A 19,363-nucleotide genomic window follows, 5' to 3' on the forward strand; every position below is an offset into this window, starting at 1 on the left:
CGGTGGAATCCGAGGAAAGCTCTGTGCCGCCGGGTGACGTCACTTTCGGTTCGGAGTTGCGTCGGCTGCGTCATGCGAACGGGCTGTCCCTGGCGGCGCTCGCCGAGAAGTTGAAGACGAGCAAGGGCTACCTGAGCCGCTTGGAGCGGGGGTTGCAGCGGCCGAGTGAGGCTTTCGCGCGGGCGTGTGACCAGGCACTCGGCGCGGGCGGGGCCTTGCTGGCGCTGGAACCGGGCCGGGGCCTGTGCCCGTATCCGGGGCTGGCGTCCTTTCGTACAGAGGACGCGCGCTGGTTCTTCGGCCGGGATCGGGCCGTCACGGATCTGCTCGGGCTGCTGGATGATCCCCGTACCGCCGGGCACCCGGCGGTACTGATCGGCCCCTCGGGTATCGGCAAGTCCTCACTGCTGCGGGCGGGACTGGCCACGGCGGTCGCCCGTGGCGCGCTGGCCGAGCGGCAGCCCGGCACTGCGGCCACGCTGTACATGACGCCCACGGCGCGGCCACTTCAGGAACTGCGCTCGTGGGACGAACGGCTGCCTTCGGGCCCGTACGCGCTGCTGATCGTCGACCAGTTCGAGGAGCTGTTCACCCTCTGCCCCGACGAAGCCGAACGTGTCAGGTTCGCCGAGGAGTTGTGTACGCGGGCCGCCGACGGGCTGCCCGTCGTCCTGGGGCTGCGGGCCGACTTCTATGGCCACTGTCTCGCCCATCCGCCCCTGCTCGCCGCGTTGCGGGCGCGCCCTCTGCCCCTTGGTCCGATGGGGACGGAAGAGCTCCGGCAGGCGATCACCGAACCCGCTGCCGCCGCGGGGCTGTCATTGGAGCCCGGCCTGGTGGAAGTGCTGCTGCGTGACCTCGGGGCTGTCGGCGGCACGGGAACGTGCGAGGCCGGAGCGCTGCCTCTACTGTCCCACGCCCTGCGCGCGACCTGGCAACAGCGAAAGGAAGCCACTCTCACCGTGGCGGGATACCAACGGACCGGGGGCGTGCACGGTGCGGTCGCCACGACGGCCGAGCGCGTGCACGGTCAGTTGTCCCCGGACGAGCAGGCCATCGCACGCAGGCTGCTGTTGAACCTCGTGCGCGTGGGGGACGGTACGGATGACTCGCGGAATCGGATCGGCCAGGACGAACTGGTCGAGCTGACCACAGCCGACGTGGCGGGCGTGCGGGCCGAGGACGTCCGTGCCGTCGTGGAGGCCTTCACCGGTGCCCGGCTGCTGACGGCGAGCGCCGATCATGTAGAGATCAGCCATGAGGCCCTGCTGTGGGCATGGCCGAGGCTGCGCCAGTGGATCGACGCAGACCGTGCCCGGCTCAAGCTCCACCAGCGGCTCGCGGAAGCGGCCCGCGCCTGGCACGAGGAGGGCAGGGACGACTCGCTGCTGCTGCGCGGAGCGCGGCTCGCCGCGGTGTCGGACTGGCTGGGCGAGCAGGCGGGGATACCTCCCGTGCTGCGTCCGGTGGAGGGCGAGTTCCTGCGCGCCTGCCGGACGTACGAGGAAACCGAACGCGCGACAGAGCGCCGCCGCAACCGCCGGCTGCGACAGCTGGTCGGAGGGCTCGCCGTCCTTCTGATCGTCGCGCTGGCGAGCGGGCTGCTGGCCGTCCAGAAGTCCGGTGAGGCCGTACGGCACACGGACCATGCCAGGAGACAGGAACACCGGGCGATGGCCGCGCTGCTGTCAAGCGAGGCACGTCGGCTCGCCGTCTCCCGGCCGGAGCTGGCTGCGGTGCTCGCGACGGCGGCAGACGGGCATGAACGCTCCCCGCAGTCGGTGGGAGCCCTGCTCAGTACGCAGGCCCAGGGGTTCAGGGGGAGCCTGCCGCATCCCGGTCATCAGGCCATGCTGTGGTCGGCCGACCTCAGCGACGACGGGCGATTCCTTGCCAGCAGCGACGTCGCCGGACGTGCCCTGGTCTGGGATGTGCGCCACCGCAGGCTGCTGCACCGCATCGACGATCTCCCGGAGAAGCTGCACGCCGTCGCCATGAGCCCGGACGGCAAGCGGTTCGCGGGCGTCGGCGAGAAGGGCAGCCTATGGATGTGGGACGTCCGGTCCGGGCGGCAGCTGGCACAGACGGCCGCCGGGTCACCCGGAACCCCGGCTCTGGGCGCACTGGAGTTCAGCAGGGACGGCAGCGTCGTGGCCGTGGCCGGGGCCGGCGTCCAGCTCCGGCTGACGGACGGGCTGAAGAAGACCGACTCCCCCGCCTCGACGCCTCGCCTGGCCGGATTGGCACTCCATCCTGACGGCAAGACGGTCGCGGGCGCCGGATGGGACGGGACGGTGCATGTGTGGCAGCGGTCAGCCGATGGGCTCGACAGCGCCCCACTCCGGCTCGACGCCGGAACGGAGAACGTGTTCGATGTCGACTTCAGCCGGGACGGCGCGCTGCTGGCCGCCGCAGGCCGCAACGGGACCGTCAGGCTCTGGCGCACCTCCGACTGGCAGAGAGCGGGAGATCTGAAAGGACACAGCGGCGAGGTCTGGCGGCTCGCCTTCCGGGCGGACGGCAGAGTGCTCGCCTCGGCCGGGGAAGACGAGCAGATCCTCCTGTGGGACGTCCACGCCCGACGGCGGCTCGCCTCGCTGGGAGGCCACAGCGCGTCCGTCCACTCAGTGTCCTTCTCCCATAACGGCCTGCTGGCCAGCGGAGGAAGCGACCGAACAGCGGCACTGTGGGACACCATGGGCTGGCTGAGCGACGGCTGCGGAACCGGCTCTGAGCCACTACAGGCAGTCGCCCACGGATCCGGTGGCCTGGCCGTGGCCCGCAACGACGCGATCACGTTCCGCGACCACGGCGCGTGCCGCACCCTACACATGAACCCAGGACCGGTACACGGCCTGGCCCGCGGCAAAGAACTCATCGCCGCGGGCGGGGACGCCGGCACCTTCCGGGTCTGGGACACCAAACGCGGTTCCGGGACGCCATACAAACTCGACCCGCCCCAGGATCCCAAGAGCTATCGCTACCAATACGGCGTGGCAGTGAGCCCAGACGATGCCCTGCTCGCGGTCGGCGGCTACAGCAACCAGATCCGAATCTGGGCGATGACCGCCCGCGGTCCCGACCCTCTGCCCTCCCGGGACACGAACGGGACCGTCAGGGCGCTCACCTTCAGCCCCGACCGACGCACGCTCGCCATCGGCGCCGACCGCGTGGTCGAGCTCGCCCGCCTCGACAGCGCGGCAACCGTGCAACGGTTCGCGGCCTTCTCCGTCCCGGTCAGCGCACTCGCCTACGGGAATGAGGGCCGGACACTGGCCGTCGGGACCAAGGACGGCACCGTAGAACTCTGGGACGTCCCCACCCGTAGCCGAACGCTCACCCTAAACACCCACCAAGGCCACGTGCGGGCCCTGCACTTCGCGCCGGGCAGCGACCGCATCGCCGTCGTCGGCGACACAGGCTCAGCCCGCTGGTGGATCCTCAACGCGGACTGGGCCCGAAAACATGCCTGCCGCTCCGCGTCGGCTCCGGACCCGCAGGAATGGCAGCGCCTCCTGCCGGACGTCAACCGTTCGAAGGCGCTGGGAGCAACCTCCTGCCAGACCCCGTAGCCGTCCAACAGTCGCCGGGCTTCGGGCTGTCGGGCGTGACCGCCCTCCGCCGGTTCACCGAATGGAGCGAGGCCCGTGTGTGGGCCAAGCTCCACCGCCTAGTCCTGGACGAACTCGGCTCCCGAGGCGACCTGGACTGGTCGCGGTGCGCCATCGCCTCCTTCAGCGTCCGGGTCCTCAAAGGGGCAGTTGACGGGACCGAATCCGACCGACAGCGGCAAGAAGGGATCGAAAACCCACCTCATCGTGGACCGCTGTGGTCTGCCTCTGTCGATCGGCGTCTCTGCGGCGAATCTCCATGACAGTCAGGCCCTGATCCCGCTGGTCCGCGGCATCCCGCCCATCCGCTCACGCCGCGGCCCCCGGCGTCGGAAGCCCGGCAAACTGCACGGAGACAAGGGCTACGACTACCGCCACCTGCGGCATTGGCTCTTCCCGCGGCATCCGACACCGCCTCGCCCGCAAAAGCGTCGAGTCATCCAGACGTCTGGGCCGGCATCGCTGGGTCGTGGAGCGGACAGTGTCCTGGCTGTCCGGTTGCCGACGCCTCCATCGCCGCTACGAGCGCAAGCCGGAACTTTTCCTCGCCTTCACCGCCATCGCCGCGACCCTCATATGCCACCGCCGACTCGCCAACTGAAATGGCGTAGCACCGCCGCTCGCCGGCAGACCTCAGATTCGCGGCGGGCTCCATCAAACGTGGTCGCCCTGCGATGAGCGAAGCCGCCCGCTTCCGGACTCAGCCCGGCGCAGTGAATCCCTCGCTGTGACATGACGCCTGGGCTCGGCTCAGGGTGCGGCCCCGTGCACCGCGCCCTTGATCGGGGCCGCCTGGTCTGCGCCAAGAGCCGCAAAGCGACAGCTGCGCCGAGAACGGTGTTCCTAAGGTGGTCTCGCCGGGGCAGGCACTCCGTCGCCTGCCCCGGCGGGAACCGAGCGCGGTCAGAAGAAGTAGCGTCCACCGCCCATGCGCACCGCGCGGTGGATGGTCACGGCCGCGGTCTTGCAGGGGATCCCCACGCGTCCGTCATTGCAGATCCGCTTCATCTCCTGCAGGAAACGGTCGTCGATCCACTTGCGCCGGTTGTCCGTGGGATCCAACTGCAGGCGGGGCGTTCCCTGTCGGCCGTAGTTGCGGTAGCCGAAGTCGTGCATCACGCAGGCGGCCCGGAAGACCTTGCTCCAGGGCCACGGAGCGCCGGTGCAGCCGTCCGTGTTCCAGTCGAAGGGGGCTTCGCGATGCCGGGCGTAGGCAGGGAACTGCCAGTACGTCTGGTTCATCAGGAAATCGGCGCGCTGCAGGGGGGCCGCCGCCTGGGGAGAACGGGCGCCGCTGCTGGTGTCGGCGGGCTGGCTGGGGGCGGCGGCGGCAGTAGTCGCGGTGGCGGCGAGCAGTACGCCTGACAGGGCGAGGCCGGACAGGATGCGGCTCGCCGCGGGTCGCCGGTGGATAGGGGTCATCTGGTGCTCCTCGGGTTGGTGTGAGCGGCCGGGCCGTACTCACGAGACCGGCCCTCGGCAGGGCTCCGTGCCGGAGCGTCCTGGGAGGGCGGCGGGCGGTGGTGCCCGCTGGCCAGATGCTTCGGTGTAGCGCTGCAGCGGCGAAAGGGGTTACGGGTTTCCTGCTCGCCTGGACACCAGGAAACCCGTTCTGACCTGGTGCCTCTCTGCGCACGCAGCGGTCCCGCCGCGCTGCGCCACCGCGTGGTCCGTGCGTCGTTGAAGGGATGGGAGTGTGCACCGGCACGAGGGAGGAGGGGGCCGCCATGCCCGAAGGTGATGACGCGACTTTCGGATCGGAGCGGCTTCCGCGGCCACTACTCCGCCGTCCGCGACTGGGCCCGCCGCAGCCTGCCCCAGCCAGAAGGCTTCACCCCCGCCCCGCCACCGCCGTCGGTGCGGCAGGTCACCGGCTGGCTCACCCGGCACCCGGCCACCCTCACCGAGGAGGAGAAGCTGCACCGCAAGGTCGTGCTCGACCACTGCCCGGAGGTCGGCTGCCGAGGCGCGGCGGGGGCAGCGAACGCGTCACAGGCCGTCGCGTAGCAGCGGGTAAAGAGAGTCGGGTGCTTCCAGGACGCCCCACCTGCGGGGCGGACGCGGACGCAGGTTCGGGGGCAGGACGATTCCCAGGTACGCGCTGCCTCCAAGCTCCGACCAGGTCGGATCGATCACCTGGCCGTCCGCGTCCGTGCACCAGGCGTGGGCCGTCGGTACGGGGCTGCCGACCGCGACGGCGAAGCCCTCGGTGTAAGCCAGGTGCGGGTGCTCCCGCTCGGTCGCCGCCGCGTTGGCGAAACACTGCCCCTCCGGCAGCGACCGCACCAGTGCCGGAAGAACAGCGGGCGTGAACCAGCGGCCGTGCACGGCCACGAACTCGTGCACCGACCGGTACACCCACCCCGTCACGCCGTCGTGGTCCAGGAGGCCCTGCAACGCGATGTGCGCCTCCAGCCAGTCCAGCAGCACGTGCCCGGCAGGGGATTCCAGACGCGCGGAAACAAGAGCGTCACGCACTGCGGTCGTGTCGCCCAGCATGCGCTCACCGTCTGCGGAATTCAGCACGGCCCCCTCTCCAACTGCCCCGACACTCCCCCAGACGTTCCCAGTCCGCTTTCCTGCCAGCACCGGGGTGCGCACGTCCAAGCGGCTTCGGTCCCGCGGACGTCGGCGACGCTGGATACCCAGAGCCGGAGTGCGTCCTGCTGAAGGAAGACGGACTGCGAGCAGCACTTTGAGGTGAGCCGGCCGTTGCCCAGCGTGGGGCGTGCCCCTGTCGGTGGCCGCGCAGGCGCGAGGGCCGGGGCATTTTCGGGACCCTCGCCAACAGAAAGGTGACGGTGATCGATTTCCCTGTCGGGAGATGGCTCTGCTCGATCAGCTGCAACGACGCCCGTCGGCTGCTCCCCACGAGCCGCGGCTCCACCACCCGGTCACCGACGAGGAGTTGCTGACCACGCTGTCGATGGTGCACCAGAGGCTCGACGGCGCGCACGTCACCCCTTGAAGCTTCCCGGCATGGACCGGGCGTACGGGGCAGCCCGGTGGCCGACATCAGCCGCCAGCGGCCGCGCCACGGCGAGCACGGCCGGCGTACGGCCGACGCCGCTGAGGTGGCAGGCTGGACCGACGTAACGGGTGCCTCAAGACGACGGAGGAGTTTCGATGAAGGCGGTGTCCGGCCAGGAGTCGGGTCCGGTGGTATACCTGCTCGTCGGGCTGACCGGGTCGGGCAAGACGACGTATGCCGAGCGTCGGCTGGTGCCGGCCGGGGCGGTGCGGCTGTCGGTGGACGAGCGGGTGCACGAGAGACACGGTCGCTACGGCGTCGACTACCCGGAGCGGGGCTACTTCGAACTGGAGGCCCCGGTGGTGGCCGAGGTCCGCGAGGAGCTGGTGAAGTTGGTCGCGGCCGGGCGGAGCGCTGTGCTGGATCACGGTCTGTGGTTGCACTCGGCGCGCGAGGAGTGGAAGAAGATCGTCGTCGAGGCGGGTGGACGCCCCCGGCTGTTGTACTTCCCGGTGGGCCGTGAGGAGCTGCTTCGCCGTCTGGAGGCGCGCAATCTCCGGGAGGACGGCAACGCGCTGACCGTCACCCCGGAGGCGCTGGAGGACTTCTATGCGCGGTTCGAGCCGCCTTGCGGCGAGGGTGAGGAGATCGTCGAGGCTGGTTCGTTCTGACCCGGTCCGTGGGCAGGGGGCCGCCATGTGGTGACCAGCCTGGTGGCCTCCGCCGCCCACCAGTCGGGCACGGTGGCGTGGGAGACGGGCCGGAAGTTCAGCTGCGGGGAGTCGACGGCGATCCGCCCGCCGTGGCGCTGGAGGTGCTCCAGGAGGCGGCGGGCCTCGGTCAGCCGGGCCGGTGAGGCGGTTTTCCAGGTGCCGTCCGCTGAGTGCTCTGCGCGTCGGGCGACGTCCCGGTGTACGCCGTCGCGCCACTTGAAGTGGTGGACCTGGACGGGCGGCCGGTTGGCGGGGCGGTGTCCCTCGGCGCGGTGGTTGCCGGACGCCACGGCGACGCTGGAGTGCGCGAGGACGATCTTGCGGGGGTCGCCGCGCAGCAGCAGGTGGGTGAGGAACCCGCCGAGCGGATAGGCGCGGTCGAGGCCCTGCTTCGGGTCCCAGCCGGTCAGGGACCCGTCGATGCTGACCCGGTCGAGCATCAGCCCGCCCACGGTGCCGGTGCCCGACTTCTCGGCTGCGGCGATGATCTCGTGCAGCGGGGCGGGGTAGGTGTGGAGTTCGTCGGAGTCGGCGAGCAGGTGCCATCCGGTGCCGGCGCGTTCGCGTAGGGCGTCGCGCAGGTGGGGGTTGGTGTGTTCGTGCCACGGCCCGGTGCTCACCGTGTCGGGGATGATGCCGAGTTCCCGGCAGGTGGCGTGCAGCAGGTCGCGGCGGTGGGGGTCGACGTGGTCAGGGAAGTGGAGGGCGAGGTGGAACCGCTCGATGCCGAGCCGGCGGTAGTGGGTCACCCAGGCGGCGAGCAGCGCAGGTTCGACGGGTCCGACGACGGCAATCAGCGGAGGCAGGGCGGATATCAGCACGACTCCTTCAGGGTGGTGAGGTAGGCGGTCTGTTCGGCGGCGGTGGGCACGCCGAGGTCGGCGGCCGCGCGTGGGGCGGGCCGGGGCAGTGGGGACCATGCGAGGTCACGCAGGACCGTGGCCAGGGCGGTGCTGTCGCCGGTGGGGAAGAGGCGCGCCCAGTCCTGGCCTTGCAGGGTCTTGGTGAGGTGCGGGTCGTGGTCGGAGACGACCAGGGGCACGCCGAGGCGTACGGCGTCGACCACCAGGCCGGATTCCTTGGCGACCCGGGGGAGGCGGGCGACCAGAGCTGCGTCGACGGCGGCGTACGCCTCGCGGACCACGTTCTCGGGGACGGGGCCGGGGCGGGTGTGCAGGCGGATGTGGCCCAGGGCGGCCCAGCGCTTCAGCGTCCTGTTGATGGCCGGGCCGCCGACGACCAGCACGTGCAGGGGGGTGTCGATCCGGGCGAGGGCGGCGTCGACGACGTCGAGGTCCTTGTACGGCCACCAGCCGCCGACCAGGCACACCGCCGCCTCGTCGTAGGGGATGGCGAAGGCCGCCCGGGCGCGGCGGTGTTCGTCGTCGGTGAGCCAGTCGCGCTCGTCGGCGACGGCGAAGGACCGCACGGTCAGCGGCAGGCCGGGGAAGCGGGCGGCGAGGTCGTCGCGCACGGAGCCGGTCGGGGCGAGCACCCTCACCCGCCGCTCGCCGCGGCGGGTGAGGCGTCCCAGGGCACGCAGCGGGGCGTCCTCGGTGGTGACCAGTTCGTGGACGAACCGGCGGTGCGGGCCGCCGAGGAGCCCGGCAGCGCCGTGCAGGGCCTCACTCGCGCTGAGGACCACCACCGTGCCCGCGCCCTGGGTGAGGTGGCGGCCGGTGCGGACGCAGGCGGCTTCGAGCAGGCAGCGGGCCAGCAGGGTCATCTGGTGAGGGAGGCGACGTACGGGGGTGGGCCAGCGGCGGGAGGCGAACGCGCGTCGCGCGGTCGCCGCGAGTGTTTCGGTGTGGGTGCCGGCCGCCGCCAGCAGGGTGGGTCCTATGCCGGTGGGGCCGGTCAGGTAGGCGCCGGCCGCCCGGAGAGCCGCCCTGGTGTCGGCGGTGACGCCGTACGGGGTCACCACGACCGTGTTGTCGTGCGCGGCCGCGAGTGCGGTCAGGGTGTGGTGGCGGTGGCCGCCCGGCCGGTGGGCGCCAGGCTCGACGAGCACCAAGGCGGCGGTCATCCGGCAATGGCCTGTTCGCCGTGCTGAGCGGTGAACCGCTCGTAGAGCCAGCCGGGGTCGTTGAGCCGGTCGAAGCAGGCCGGGACGTGCGCGGCTTCGTGGGCGAAGGTGACGCCTTCGCGGGCGCCGGAGACGGCGAACTCGGCGAACTCGCCCTCTCCTCCGTCCGTCCACGCGGCGATCCGCTCGGCGGCCTCGGCGTCGTCCATGCCGTACTCGCTGCCGCGCGAGAGCATGGCGCACTCCCTGAATCCGGCTTTCCAGGCGTGGTAGGGGGACTGGTTGATCCGGGTGGTTCCGGCGATGTCGGCGGTGAACTCGCTCCGGCCGGGCAGTGCGGCCAGGACGTCGACGGCGTCGCCGAGTTGCCGCAGTGCCGAGCGGCGGATCAGCTTGAGCCCGCCGTAGCCGTAGATCAGGCCGTTGAGCGGGTTGCGGGCCCGCCACACCCGCATCGACACCCCGTCCGCGAGCGGCGTGACGGCGGGGAGGGCGAACTCGGTGGCGAGGACGAAGTCGCCGTCGGCGAGGAGGAACTGTTCCTGGTCGACGATCTCGGCGGCCATCCGGTAGGCCCGGCGCATCCCGTTCACGCCGTGCAGCCGTTTGACCTTCAGTCCGAGGATCCGCTGGAGCCGGGCGTGGAGCCGGTCCGCGAGCGGTTCGTCGTAGGACAGCATCACCGCGTCGAAGGGGGCGTTCATCGTAGGGCCTCCAGGTAGCGGGCCGCCACGGCGGCGGGGGCGAAGTCGGCGGTGGCTGCGTGGGCTCGTTTGGCGTGCACCCGGTAGAACTCGCTGTCGGTGGCGAGCCGGGTCGCGATGGCCAGGGCCTGGTCGGGGATGTCGAAGAGGAGGTCGTCGTCGATGTGCTCGGCCAGCCAGCCGGTGCGCGGGGCGATGACCGGCAGGCCCATGCCCTGGCAGTCGATCACGCTCATGGACCAGGGACAGCCCGCCCGGAACGGCGCGATGGCGAAGTGCGCGTCGGCCAGCAGGTCGCGGTAGCGAACGCGGTCTCCCCGGTCGGAGGCGATCGTGACGCCGTCGAGGGCGGCGAGTTCGTCACGGTGCCGCTCGGGGCTGGGGTCCAGCCGGACCCGCTCCGGGCTGCGGGTGCCGAACAGGTCCATCACCGTCAGCGTCACCGGTGTCTCGGCGACCAGGCGGCGGGCGAGGGCGGTGAACTGGGCGGTGCCGTAGTGGGCGTAGAGCCGGTGGTTGTAGACGGCCCGCGCCTGGCCCTGCGGTGCGGTGGTGTCGGCGGGGTCGCGGCGGACCAGGCGCTCGTCACGCGGGGCGGGGACGATGTGCAGCTTCTCCGTGAGGTCCACGCCCATCCGGGCGGCGGCCGCCGTGGTCCAGGACGCGGCGGTCGAGGAGTGCACGAGGACGCGGTCGCACGCCGCGAGCCCGGCGGCGAAGGCGAGCATGACGCTGGTCCCGAGTCCGCGGTCGTCGAGCGAGGGGTCGGTTATGAGGCGTCCGTCGTCGGCGAAGGAGAACGGGAGGTAGTGGCAGTACCCGGCGATCAGCGCGTCCGTCCCGGCCTCCAGCAGAGCGGCGCGGACGGCGGGGGCGGCCTCGATCTGGTTGGCCACCACCACCTCCGGCCGGATGCGCCGGATCAGGTCCGCCAGGTCGCCGAGGCCGGGGTCGAAGCGGGCCCGGTACTTCGTGGCCGGCGCCGCGGTGAGCTCGAAGCCCACCCGGGCGTCCCCCGTGGCGACCGGGGCCGCCACCGTCACCTCCGCTCCGGCATCGGTCAGGGCCGGGGTGAGCAGGTCGGCGAAGGTGAAACCGGAGTCGGCCGACAGTCGGTTGGGGTTGGAGACGTTGAGCAGGTACAGCAGGCGGGGCATGGGGGGTATCTCCTCTCGTCGGCCGCGAGGGTCGGGCCGGTGAGAGGAGCAAACCGGCAGCGTTCATGGCGACAGAATGGTGAACTGTCCTCACTCACGGTTCACTCACGCACTCAACACCCAGGCAGGGCGGGGGCATTGATGGACGCGTACGACGCGGTCACCGTGGAACAGGCTGGTGAACACTTCGCCGCCGAGGTCGCCTACTGGCGCGAGGTACGCGGTATGTCGAAGCGTGCTCTGGCCGCGCAGATGGGATTCCATCCCTCCTACGTCAGCCACATGGAGTCCGGCCGGACCAAGCCGACCGAGGACTTCGCCCGCCGGGCGGACGAGACACTGAACGCGGGCAAGGCGATCTGGCGCCGGTGGGGCGAGTACGAGACGGCCCGTGCCCGCGAGACCACCGTGGCGGCCGCCAAGCCCGCGCCGCTGCGGACCGAGCAGCCCTACGCCACCGGCTCGGCGATCGTCGTCGAGCACGACGCCGCCCGTCTCGACTACGACGGCCGGCGCTACCGGCTCACCATGCGCCGGCTGCTGCGCAACACCGGCACCGCCCCGATCACCCGCTACCTGATCCGCATCAGCGTCGACCGCTACCCCGGCGACCCCGAGCGGTCCAACGCCCACTACCGGGCCCACCCGCTCACCTGGGACGAACTCACGCTCACCGCGACCTGCCGCGGGGAGGCGATGCACTGGCAGGCCCAGCACGACCGGGACGCCTTCAAGGAGGTCTGGCTGCTGTTCAAGAACGAGCAGGGCCGCTTTCCGCTCTACCCCGGCGATGCGGTGTGGATCGAGTACGCCTACACCGTCAGCGACAGCAAGTGGGGCAGCTGGTTCCAGCGCGCCGTACGGCTGCCCACCGAGCACCTGGAAGTCGAGCTGGCCTTCCCTGCCGCGCTCGATCCGGTGGTGTGGGGCACCGAGACCTCGATGACCGCCGAGGCGTCCCCGCTGCCCAGCGCGCCCGGACGGAGCGAGGAGAACGGGGTGCGCCTGTTCACGTGGTCGACCGCCCGCCCGGCCCTGCATGCTCGCTATCGTCTGGAATGGCGGTTCCGGGCCCAGCCCGAACAGGACGTGACGCAAGGAGAGTTCAGGTGACCGACGAGGTCCGGCCCAGTGAGCAGATGCGCAACCTCGGGGTTGTCCAGCACGGCGCCCCGATCCTGACCGCGGCGGCCCACACCTTCGTCCTGCCCGCCGAGCGGGACGCTGCCGAGCAGGCCGTGGACGCTCTGTTCACCGCCATGGAGCGCATCGCCCAGGTGCACCCCTTCGCCAAGGGCATGGGCATCGCGGCCCCGCAGATCGGCATCGGCCGGGCGGCCGCCGTCGTCCAGCCGCCCGAGGCGGGCGCCGGCGCCATCGTGCTGTTCAACCCCCGCGTCACCGAAACCTCCCACGGCACCGACGAGCAGTACGAAGGATGCCTGTCGTTCTTCGACGTCCGCGGACTCGTCCCGCGCCCCCTGCGCATGACGGTCGAGACCACGGCGCTCGACGGCACGACGGTCACCACGGTCTACGAGCGAGGCCTCGCCCGGCTCATCGCCCACGAGATCGACCACCTCAACGGACTGCTCTACCTGAACCGGATGCGGCCCGGCGTCGACCCCATCGCCGTTGAGAAGTACCGACAGACCGGCCGATCCTGGGCCTACGACACCTGATGAGGAAGAGGAACAGGAAGCGTGGTGACAGCGCAGGTCCCGGTCCGAATCGAGGGCGGAGCAGGTCGCCGTCGTGCCGAGCCTGGTTGCCTGCCGGTACCACCAGCTTTCAGTAGCGGAGCCGGGAGTCCTCGAACCGGGATCCGCTGGTCCGGATGAAGACCGTCCCCGTCCGCTTCGTGGATCGTGAATCAGCGGGCGGAGTCTGGACCGCCTCCGGCTGTGCAGGTAGTAGATACGATTGATCACCGCTTTGGCGTGTGCGTGCTGTTGATCACCAGGGGGAAGCATCCGTGTCCAGCCGTGTTCAGTCATTGCAACAAGGTGATCCGCAGCGTGTCGGCCCCTACCGCGTCGTGGGGCGCCTCGGGTCCGGCGGCATGGGCACCGTGTATGCCGCGCTCAGCGGTGCTGGGGAGCGGATGGCTGTCAAGGTCGTGCATCCTGCGCAGGCCGCCGACGACGAGTTCCGTGCTCGGTTCCGGCGGGAGGCCTACCTGTCCCAGCGTGTTGCGGGGCCCTGCCTGGTCCCGGTGCTCGAGGCCGACCCCGATGCGCCCAGTCCGTGGCTTGCCACCGCTTTCGTACCCGGCCCCACCCTCGACCGGTACGTGGCCGCCGGCGGGCCCCTGGCCGGGGCCCGCCTGTACGCCTTGGCCGCGGGTACCGCAGCCGCACTGTCCGCGGTCCACGAAGTCGGCGTCGTCCACCGGGATGTGAAGCCCCAGAATGTCATCCTGGCGCCTTCGGGCCCGATGGTGCTGGACTTCGGCATCGCTCATGCCTTGGACGGGACTTCCGTCACCCGCACTGGCGTGATGACGGGCACGCCGGGCTGGATCAGCCCTGAGCACTACCGCACCGGCGCAGTCGGCCCAGAGGGCGATGTGTTCGCCTGGGGTGCCCTGATCGCCTACGCGGCAACAGGATGTCTTCCCTTCGGCAGCGGTGCTGCGGACGCCGTGGCCTTTCGTGTCCTGTCCGCCGAGCCCGACCTCGACGGCTTGAGCGATGACCTGCGCCAACTGGTGGCGAAGGCCCTGTCGAAGGAACCCTCCAGCCGGCCGGCAGCATCCGAACTCGCGGAATCGTGTGGCGAATTGCTCGCCAGCCAGGTCACAGCCGTCACCGGCCCCGCCGATCTGCCTCAGCCTACGCTGATAGCCGACCTGGTCGGTCTCAACTGGGATCTGCCGTCCGACGAGCCGACCTGGCCTTCCCCCTCGAAACACGCCAGCCGCACTCGCCTGTACCTATCGGTCGTCGCAGCCGCTGCCCTCGTGGGAAGTCTCGGCGGCATCCTCGTCGCCACGCAGTCATCCACCAGCGCGCGAGGCCCAGCCTCCGCACCCACCGGTCAGAGAACACCGGCCGCCAGCCTCACGCCTGCGGCCCGGCAGTCCGCCAGCCCTGCAGCCGGTCCCGCGCTGACCGCCTCCGACGTACCTTCGCCCTCATCGCCGAACCCTCGTGTCTCGGCTGCCCCCTCCCCCGCCTACACCCGCAGCGACAGCGCCCAGCCCACCGTCGAGGAGTGGGCCGCCGCCCGGGTACCGGCCACACAGGCGGAGAAAGCCGCCGCGCAGCGCCTGCGCGAGGGCGCTGCTCCCGTCCTTCAAGGGCAGCAGTACATGGGCGACGAGGTGACCGTCACCTTCAACCCCTCGGCACAGACGATGTTCGTCACCTTCGGCCCGGGCATCTACCCCGAAGGGCAGAGCTACCAGGACGATGCCGCCTGGACCGATATCGTCCGCGGTCTGATGTTCGGCAGCTGCGCAGAAGCCCAGCAGGACTTCCACGACGACATCACCTGGCCCTACGGTCGCGCCGCCGTCGTCTACCGCGAGTCGATGGCCAGCCCTCTGATCGCCGACTTCCGGGAGGTCACCCACACCGACAGCTGCCGCGTATAGCCGCAGACCTCTCCGGCAGGGCCGCTGGAGGCGCGCCCTCGTCGGTCCAGTCGCCGTCGAACAGTGCTGCGACCAGAGCTTCTTGCTCGGAGGAAAGCTGGCCGGAGCGGTGCATACGGCATACGGCACGTCCGGGGCGCGGTCAGCTCCCTGGCAGCCACTCGGAGAGGCCAGCGCGGACTTGTGCGTTCCGGAAGAAGCCGCTGTGGACGACGGCGCTCGCCGACGGGACGACGAGCGGATCGGGCACGACGTACGAACCGGCGTGGTGGACGCCATCGGTCGGTACGACGAGGTCGTTGCCGACACCGAACAGCCGGTCCACTAGCCCGTCGAGCGCGCGCATCGTCAACGCCGCGTCCCGTGGGGGCTCGAAGTCGGACGTCACCGCGCGCACCGAACCCTCGGTCGGGACGGCGGAGGCGTTGAGTTCACCGAGCCCCTCCGACGCGGGGTCCATCGCCGCCAGACCGTCCAGCCCGCCGAGGACACCAGTCGCACCGTGCTTCACGACTTCGAGGACGACCTCCAGGGTGGTGCTCACCAGCTCCTCCGGGAACAGCCCGAGCAGGTTGGTGAAGACCCCTAGCAGATCGCTCAGTCGCTGCTTCTCGGCGAGGGCCGTGCCCGCGTTGGGGGTGGCGACATGGACGAGCGTACGGACGGACGGGGCGGGCCGTCCCGCGCCCGCCAGGCCGTTCCGGCTCAGGTGGCGGGCGACGAGGCCGCCTCGGGAGTGGGTGACGATGTCGAGGGTGAGTCGTCGGTCGGCGGGCAGGTGCTCCAGGAGCCAGCGTGCGTTGTCGACCGGGTCCAGGTGGACGGTCGGATGGTCGAAGACCAGGACGCGGCCGTCGTAGCGCCGGTGGAGGTCGTGCAGCAGCGGCTCGTCGTCGGCGATGCCGCGAAAGCCGGTGCGGCACCTGCTGAACGTGCCGTGGACGAAGAGCAGGAAGGGCCGGTCGGCGAGCTCGGCGAGTCGGCCCGCGCTCACCTGCATGCCGGACCCCTCACCGGCCCCGTCACCCGCCATTTCGCCAGTCGCGAGGAATGTCTGCGGGGTGGTCAGTCGGAGCCCGTACGGGCGGTGCCTCTTCTCCCACCGGCTGACCGCGAAGTCGGCCGCGAGTCCGGCCGCCCGCTCGATCGGGAACCGCAGCAGGTGCAGGACCTTGCCGACACCGAACCCGACGATGCCCCGGTCCTCCGCCGGCCCTGTCGTGGGGAGCGCGAACTGCTGCAGCGGAACTCGGAACGTCTGCGTCCCGGCGGCCCGGTCCGTGCGGCCGCCCCGCATCGCCGTCTCGGGGAACACCCAGCGCAGGACGCCGGTCGCATCTGCCTCCAGCAGGACCTGTCCCTCGTCCGGTGGGGGCTCGGGCGCCTCCATCAGGAGGTGCGGGCCACGAGCGCCGCTCCGATCGGTCCCGCCGGGGAGGCGTGGCACGGCCAAGTTGCTCAGCGGCACGGTGAGCACCGGCCGCATCCTAGCCTCCTGCGCCGCGGTGCCCAGCAGGCGCGCGGCGGACTCGGGGACGTGGTCGGCGAGGAGTTGCTCGGGCAGCGCGCCAGGGGCCGCGTCGCGCACCGGCGTTCCGGCCGCGGCCCATCGGCGGACCTCGCCGACACGGCCGCCTACCTCTGTGGACCGCAGGACCAGACCGTAGGGGAGTTCGCTGCGTCCGTCCCGTTCGAGGTCAGGCATCGTCGGTTCCTTCCCGTTGCGCTGGAGCGCCTTCCGCGGTCCACTGGACGGTCAGCCGTGGGTGGCCGAAGAAGAGGTAGGCGAGCGGGGTCGACAGCTCGGCCCCGGCCGCGCCGAACGTTCTGGCACGCCGCCTGCGCAGGTACTCGGCGGGGGATGTGCCGCCCTTGAGTACGGCCTTGTAGAAGTCCTGGGCAAAGTTCTTGGCGACCTTGTCGTCGACGTTCCACAGCGGGGCGACGGCCGCCTGCGCGCCGATGCCGAGGAAGGCGGGCACCATGCCCGCGTACGCGCCCAGCTCGCTGCGGCCCTGCCCGACCTGGCAGGCGTTGAGGAAAACGAGCCGCACCCCGCTGACCTCCACTCCGCTGACGGACCGTCGGCTCAAGTACGTGCCGTCCACCATCTGCAGACCGTCCTCCGACTCTTCCGTGCTGAACTTCCCGTGCACGGCGAGGTGGAGGATGTCCGGCCCCCGCTCGCCCTCCAGGGCCATGAGCACTTGGTCGGTGGTGGCGTCGACGGGGTTTGCGCGGTAGTGCCGGATGAGGTGCTTGGCCTCGGCCTTCGCCTCCTTCAGTTCGGCGACGGCGTAGTCCCCGGTCACCACGGACATCGTGTGGGGTTGCAGATGCGCGGGCGGGGCCGGGGTGCGCTGCCGGTCCCCGTAGATCCAGCGGCCGACGACCGCCTGAGCACCGAGGTGGGCCGGGGCCGCCGGGTCCAACGGCTCGGACATCAGGGCCAGTTCCCAGGGGATGTACGGGTCCCAGGTGGCCAGGAGCACGCTCGGCGAACCGGCACATTCCCCTGCGCCGCGCAGGGCGGCCCACACCTCCTCCGGCACTGCGCCGCTCGCCTCACGGCCGACTCCCTTGAGGTAGTGGGCCAGGTCGTAGGCGTCCTTGCGCTCCTGCACGCCGCGCATGACGGAACGGGCCCAGCCGGCCTCACCTCCGAGCGTGGTCACCAGCGGCTTGCCACAAGCGCCGACGCCGGGGTGCGGCGAGCGGTACAGCCAGCAGTGCTGCCGCCCCTCGGCGTCGTTCCCCGGAGCCACGACGATCTCCAGATCCGGCTGGGTACTGGCGTCCGCCTCTTCCGGCAGCACCCATACGCCTCCGGCCGCCTGCATCCGCGGCTCGTCACCGGCCGGCACCCCGGGCGCCTCCCCCACCCGTACGGTCCGGTGGGCGACCCCGATGACGCTGCCGGCGACCGCGTACACCGCGGTGATCACCCGCTCCGCGGCCAGGGACGGATCGTCCACCGCCCGGAGCCTGAGCATCCGGTAGGGGTACGCATCGTCCGGACCGACCCGTATGCGTAGGGTGAGCGGGTCCTGGCCGATCACGGCGAAGCCGTGCGCAAGTACGGAGACGTCGAGCGTGAATGCATCGGCGGGGATGGTGAAGGGAGCGGGCTGGACGACCTCAGGTGTGGGTAGCGGGGCCAGCCCTACGCGCAGCTCGAAGGCTTCGTCGGGCACGACGTGCTGAGGAGCGTCGAGACGGGCGTAGGCCTCGCGGGTGGGGGCGGTAGCCGCTCGCGCAGGCCCCTCGGCTGAGACGAGAACCCCCCTACGCTGGGCGACCCTACGCTGCAACCACAAGACGTGACCACGCACTGGTCGGCGGTCTGTCCCTTCGGCTCGTGCGCTCCCTCCCGCGCCCCCGTATGCCGGGTGAGGCGCAAGGGGGTTGGTCGGCGGGGCCGGCGGCTGCGGGGCCTCGTTGCGCTGCTGGGGTGAGGGCGTTTCGAGAGAGGGCGATTCGAGCGCCCACACGGGGAGCGGGATGGCTGCGGGCAGCTCGTCGGCTGCCTCGTATCCGGTTGTCGGCTCCAGCAGACGTGTCAGGTGGGCGAGTTCGCCGGGGCGGGAGGTCGGCTCCGGCCAGCGAACGGGAGGACGGCCCAAGTGGGGCGCCGCCCTGGACAGTTCCCGCAGCGTGGCCAGGCGTTCGTCCAGATCTCCGTCCCTGAGCCGTGCGACGGCACTGCCGACCACCTCGGCCGGCGGCGCGAGGCTCAGCACCGCGCCGAGCCAGTCGGCCCGACCGTCGGGCACCGCCCGAGGGAGCTCGGGCAGATCCGCCGCGAGCGTGTCCGGCAGCACCTCGATGACCTGTCCGAGGCGCTCGGTGGCAGCACGGAGCGTGTCGTCGTCCATATCCACGGCATCTACGAGGGTGCTGATCAGCACCGACAGCAGACGCTGCCTCCCACGTTCGAAGAGGGAGGCGAGCGGGGACAGATCGGACGGGAAGCCACGACCGTCCAGGAGACGTTCGGTCACCGCCGATTCCACGGCCAGCGCGGAATTCCACTCGCCCGTCCCGCCCCGTACCGAAGGTGTGACGGCAGACCGGTACCGGGTGGCCAGCGCCCGCCGCGCCGCCTCCTGATGTGCCGAGCCATCGTCAGCGGCCCACCCTTCCAGGACGGCCCTCACCTCAACCACCGGGAGGTGCCCGGCCGCCTCAACCAGCGAGCCCGGCACCAGGGGCTCCGCACGGAAACGGCTCAGGACCAGCTCCGCGACCTCCTCCGCCGCCGCCTCGTCCAGCGGGAGCGCGGCGCACGCCGCGAGGGCTTCGGTGCGCACGCTGCGATTGTCCTCATGGGCGGCGATACGCAGCAGCGGTCCGAGATCGTCCGGCGTCAGGAAGCGGTGCGAGCGCAAGGCCACGGCTCGGCCCTCCGGGAAGAACGGCCCCACCACCCACGGTAGCCCCAGGAGCCTCCCCGGGCTTCTTGTACGCCCCAGCGGCGGGACGTCCTCAGCAGCCGCTGTATGTCCTCACCGCTCAGCTCACGGACATCGCCTTGTTTCTGGGCGGACGTGCGGGAGCCAATCTGTGCGGACGCTTGACTGTGA

General features: G+C 71.2%; 15 protein-coding genes and 1 pseudogene. 8 read left to right on the forward strand and 8 right to left on the reverse strand.

The annotated features are described in order from the left end of the window. Positions 1 to 2: 2 nt before the first annotated feature. Together ACZ7MG_RS41510 and ACZ7MG_RS41515 are read left to right on the forward strand one after the other, a co-directional pair. Positions 3 to 3,572, forward strand: coding sequence for an nSTAND1 domain-containing NTPase (locus ACZ7MG_RS41510; RefSeq protein ID WP_471395888.1), 3,570 nt, complete (start codon positions 3 to 5; stop codon positions 3,570 to 3,572). A 5-nt stretch (positions 3,573 to 3,577) separates the two neighbouring features. Further along, positions 3,578 to 4,212 (forward strand): annotated as a pseudogene (locus ACZ7MG_RS41515) (IS5 family transposase); the annotation flags it as partial. A 302-nt stretch (positions 4,213 to 4,514) separates the two neighbouring features. On the opposite strand, the gene ACZ7MG_RS41520 reads toward ACZ7MG_RS41515, so the two are convergent. Beyond that, positions 4,515 to 5,033: a phospholipase A2 gene (locus tag ACZ7MG_RS41520; RefSeq protein WP_471395889.1), complete on the reverse strand. Its 519-nt coding sequence runs from the start codon at positions 5,031 to 5,033 to the stop codon at positions 4,515 to 4,517. Positions 5,034 to 5,351: 318 nt separating this feature from the next. Between ACZ7MG_RS41520 and ACZ7MG_RS41525 the strand changes: the two genes are divergently transcribed. Then, positions 5,352 to 5,618, forward strand: coding sequence for a hypothetical protein (locus tag ACZ7MG_RS41525; RefSeq protein WP_467341458.1), 267 nt, complete (start codon positions 5,352 to 5,354; stop codon positions 5,616 to 5,618). Here ACZ7MG_RS41525 and ACZ7MG_RS41530 read toward each other — a convergent pair. Further along, the gene (locus ACZ7MG_RS41530) at positions 5,601 to 6,137 is read right to left on the reverse strand and encodes a hypothetical protein (RefSeq protein ID WP_471395890.1); all 537 of its coding nucleotides are present in this window, start codon (positions 6,135 to 6,137) and stop codon (positions 5,601 to 5,603) included. The genes ACZ7MG_RS41525 and ACZ7MG_RS41530 overlap by 18 nt on opposite strands. Before the next feature lie 298 nt (positions 6,138 to 6,435). Between ACZ7MG_RS41530 and ACZ7MG_RS41535 the strand changes: the two genes are divergently transcribed. Further along, positions 6,436 to 6,579: a hypothetical protein gene (locus tag ACZ7MG_RS41535; RefSeq protein ID WP_467341462.1), complete on the forward strand. Its 144-nt coding sequence runs from the start codon at positions 6,436 to 6,438 to the stop codon at positions 6,577 to 6,579. Positions 6,580 to 6,737: 158 nt separating this feature from the next. Then, complete coding sequence (locus tag ACZ7MG_RS41540) at positions 6,738 to 7,253, forward strand: ATP-binding protein (protein WP_467341464.1); 516 nt, start codon at positions 6,738 to 6,740, stop codon at positions 7,251 to 7,253. On the opposite strand, the gene ACZ7MG_RS41545 is transcribed toward ACZ7MG_RS41540, so the two are convergent. Genes ACZ7MG_RS41545 through ACZ7MG_RS41560 form a run of 4 tightly spaced genes read right to left on the reverse strand, consistent with a single transcriptional unit; the run spans position 7,190 to position 11,182 of the window. Further along, positions 7,190 to 8,116, reverse strand: coding sequence for a glycosyltransferase family protein (locus ACZ7MG_RS41545; protein ID WP_471395891.1), 927 nt, complete (start codon positions 8,114 to 8,116; stop codon positions 7,190 to 7,192). The genes ACZ7MG_RS41540 and ACZ7MG_RS41545 overlap by 64 nt on opposite strands. Further along, positions 8,110 to 9,321: a glycosyltransferase family protein gene (locus ACZ7MG_RS41550; RefSeq protein ID WP_471395892.1), complete on the reverse strand. Its 1,212-nt coding sequence runs from the start codon at positions 9,319 to 9,321 to the stop codon at positions 8,110 to 8,112. Before ACZ7MG_RS41550 ends, ACZ7MG_RS41545 begins: the two co-directional genes overlap by 7 nt. Beyond that, a complete protein-coding gene (locus tag ACZ7MG_RS41555; RefSeq protein WP_471395893.1) occupies positions 9,318 to 10,025 on the reverse strand; it encodes a hypothetical protein in 708 nt (235 codons plus the stop codon). The genes ACZ7MG_RS41550 and ACZ7MG_RS41555 overlap by 4 nt, the downstream gene beginning before the upstream one ends. Beyond that, positions 10,022 to 11,182: a glycosyltransferase family protein gene (locus tag ACZ7MG_RS41560; RefSeq protein WP_471395894.1), complete on the reverse strand. Its 1,161-nt coding sequence runs from the start codon at positions 11,180 to 11,182 to the stop codon at positions 10,022 to 10,024. The genes ACZ7MG_RS41555 and ACZ7MG_RS41560 overlap by 4 nt, the downstream gene beginning before the upstream one ends. Before the next feature lie 141 nt (positions 11,183 to 11,323). Here ACZ7MG_RS41560 and ACZ7MG_RS41565 point away from each other — a divergent pair, with 141 nt between their 5' ends. From ACZ7MG_RS41565 to ACZ7MG_RS41575, 3 genes are all read left to right on the forward strand, one after another. Further along, positions 11,324 to 12,295, forward strand: coding sequence for a helix-turn-helix domain-containing protein (locus ACZ7MG_RS41565; protein ID WP_471395895.1), 972 nt, complete (start codon positions 11,324 to 11,326; stop codon positions 12,293 to 12,295). Beyond that, the gene (locus tag ACZ7MG_RS41570) at positions 12,292 to 12,864 is read left to right on the forward strand and encodes a peptide deformylase (RefSeq protein ID WP_471395896.1); all 573 of its coding nucleotides are present in this window, start codon (positions 12,292 to 12,294) and stop codon (positions 12,862 to 12,864) included. The genes ACZ7MG_RS41565 and ACZ7MG_RS41570 overlap by 4 nt, the downstream gene beginning before the upstream one ends. Before the next feature lie 293 nt (positions 12,865 to 13,157). After that, entirely contained in the window at positions 13,158 to 14,780 is a 1,623-nt protein-coding gene (locus ACZ7MG_RS41575; RefSeq protein WP_471395897.1) for a serine/threonine protein kinase, read from the forward strand. A 142-nt stretch (positions 14,781 to 14,922) separates the two neighbouring features. Here ACZ7MG_RS41575 and ACZ7MG_RS41580 read toward each other — a convergent pair whose 3' ends face one another. After that, complete coding sequence (locus ACZ7MG_RS41580; RefSeq protein ID WP_471395898.1) at positions 14,923 to 16,485, reverse strand: esterase/lipase family protein; 1,563 nt, start codon at positions 16,483 to 16,485, stop codon at positions 14,923 to 14,925. Continuing rightward, complete coding sequence (locus ACZ7MG_RS41585; protein WP_471395899.1) at positions 16,478 to 19,174, reverse strand: CHAT domain-containing protein; 2,697 nt, start codon at positions 19,172 to 19,174, stop codon at positions 16,478 to 16,480. The genes ACZ7MG_RS41580 and ACZ7MG_RS41585 overlap by 8 nt, the downstream gene beginning before the upstream one ends. Between the last annotated feature and the right edge of the window lie 189 nt (positions 19,175 to 19,363).

The sequence above is a fragment of the Streptomyces sp. NPDC107538 genome, from assembly GCF_055657445.1.

Coding starts and splice junctions, on each gene's coding strand:
- ACZ7MG_RS41520 (WP_471395889.1), bottom strand. CDS start 5,033: ATGACCCCTATCCACCGGCGACCCGCGGCGAGCCGCATCCTGTCCGGC.
- ACZ7MG_RS41525 (WP_467341458.1), top strand. CDS start 5,352: ATGACGCGACTTTCGGATCGGAGCGGCTTCCGCGGCCACTACTCCGCC.
- ACZ7MG_RS41535 (WP_467341462.1), top strand. CDS start 6,436: ATGGCTCTGCTCGATCAGCTGCAACGACGCCCGTCGGCTGCTCCCCAC.
- ACZ7MG_RS41540 (WP_467341464.1), top strand. CDS start 6,738: ATGAAGGCGGTGTCCGGCCAGGAGTCGGGTCCGGTGGTATACCTGCTC.
- ACZ7MG_RS41550 (WP_471395892.1), bottom strand. CDS start 9,321: ATGACCGCCGCCTTGGTGCTCGTCGAGCCTGGCGCCCACCGGCCGGGC.
- ACZ7MG_RS41555 (WP_471395893.1), bottom strand. CDS start 10,025: ATGAACGCCCCCTTCGACGCGGTGATGCTGTCCTACGACGAACCGCTC.
- ACZ7MG_RS41560 (WP_471395894.1), bottom strand. CDS start 11,182: ATGCCCCGCCTGCTGTACCTGCTCAACGTCTCCAACCCCAACCGACTG.
- ACZ7MG_RS41565 (WP_471395895.1), top strand. CDS start 11,324: ATGGACGCGTACGACGCGGTCACCGTGGAACAGGCTGGTGAACACTTC.
- ACZ7MG_RS41580 (WP_471395898.1), bottom strand. CDS start 16,485: ATGCCTGACCTCGAACGGGACGGACGCAGCGAACTCCCCTACGGTCTG.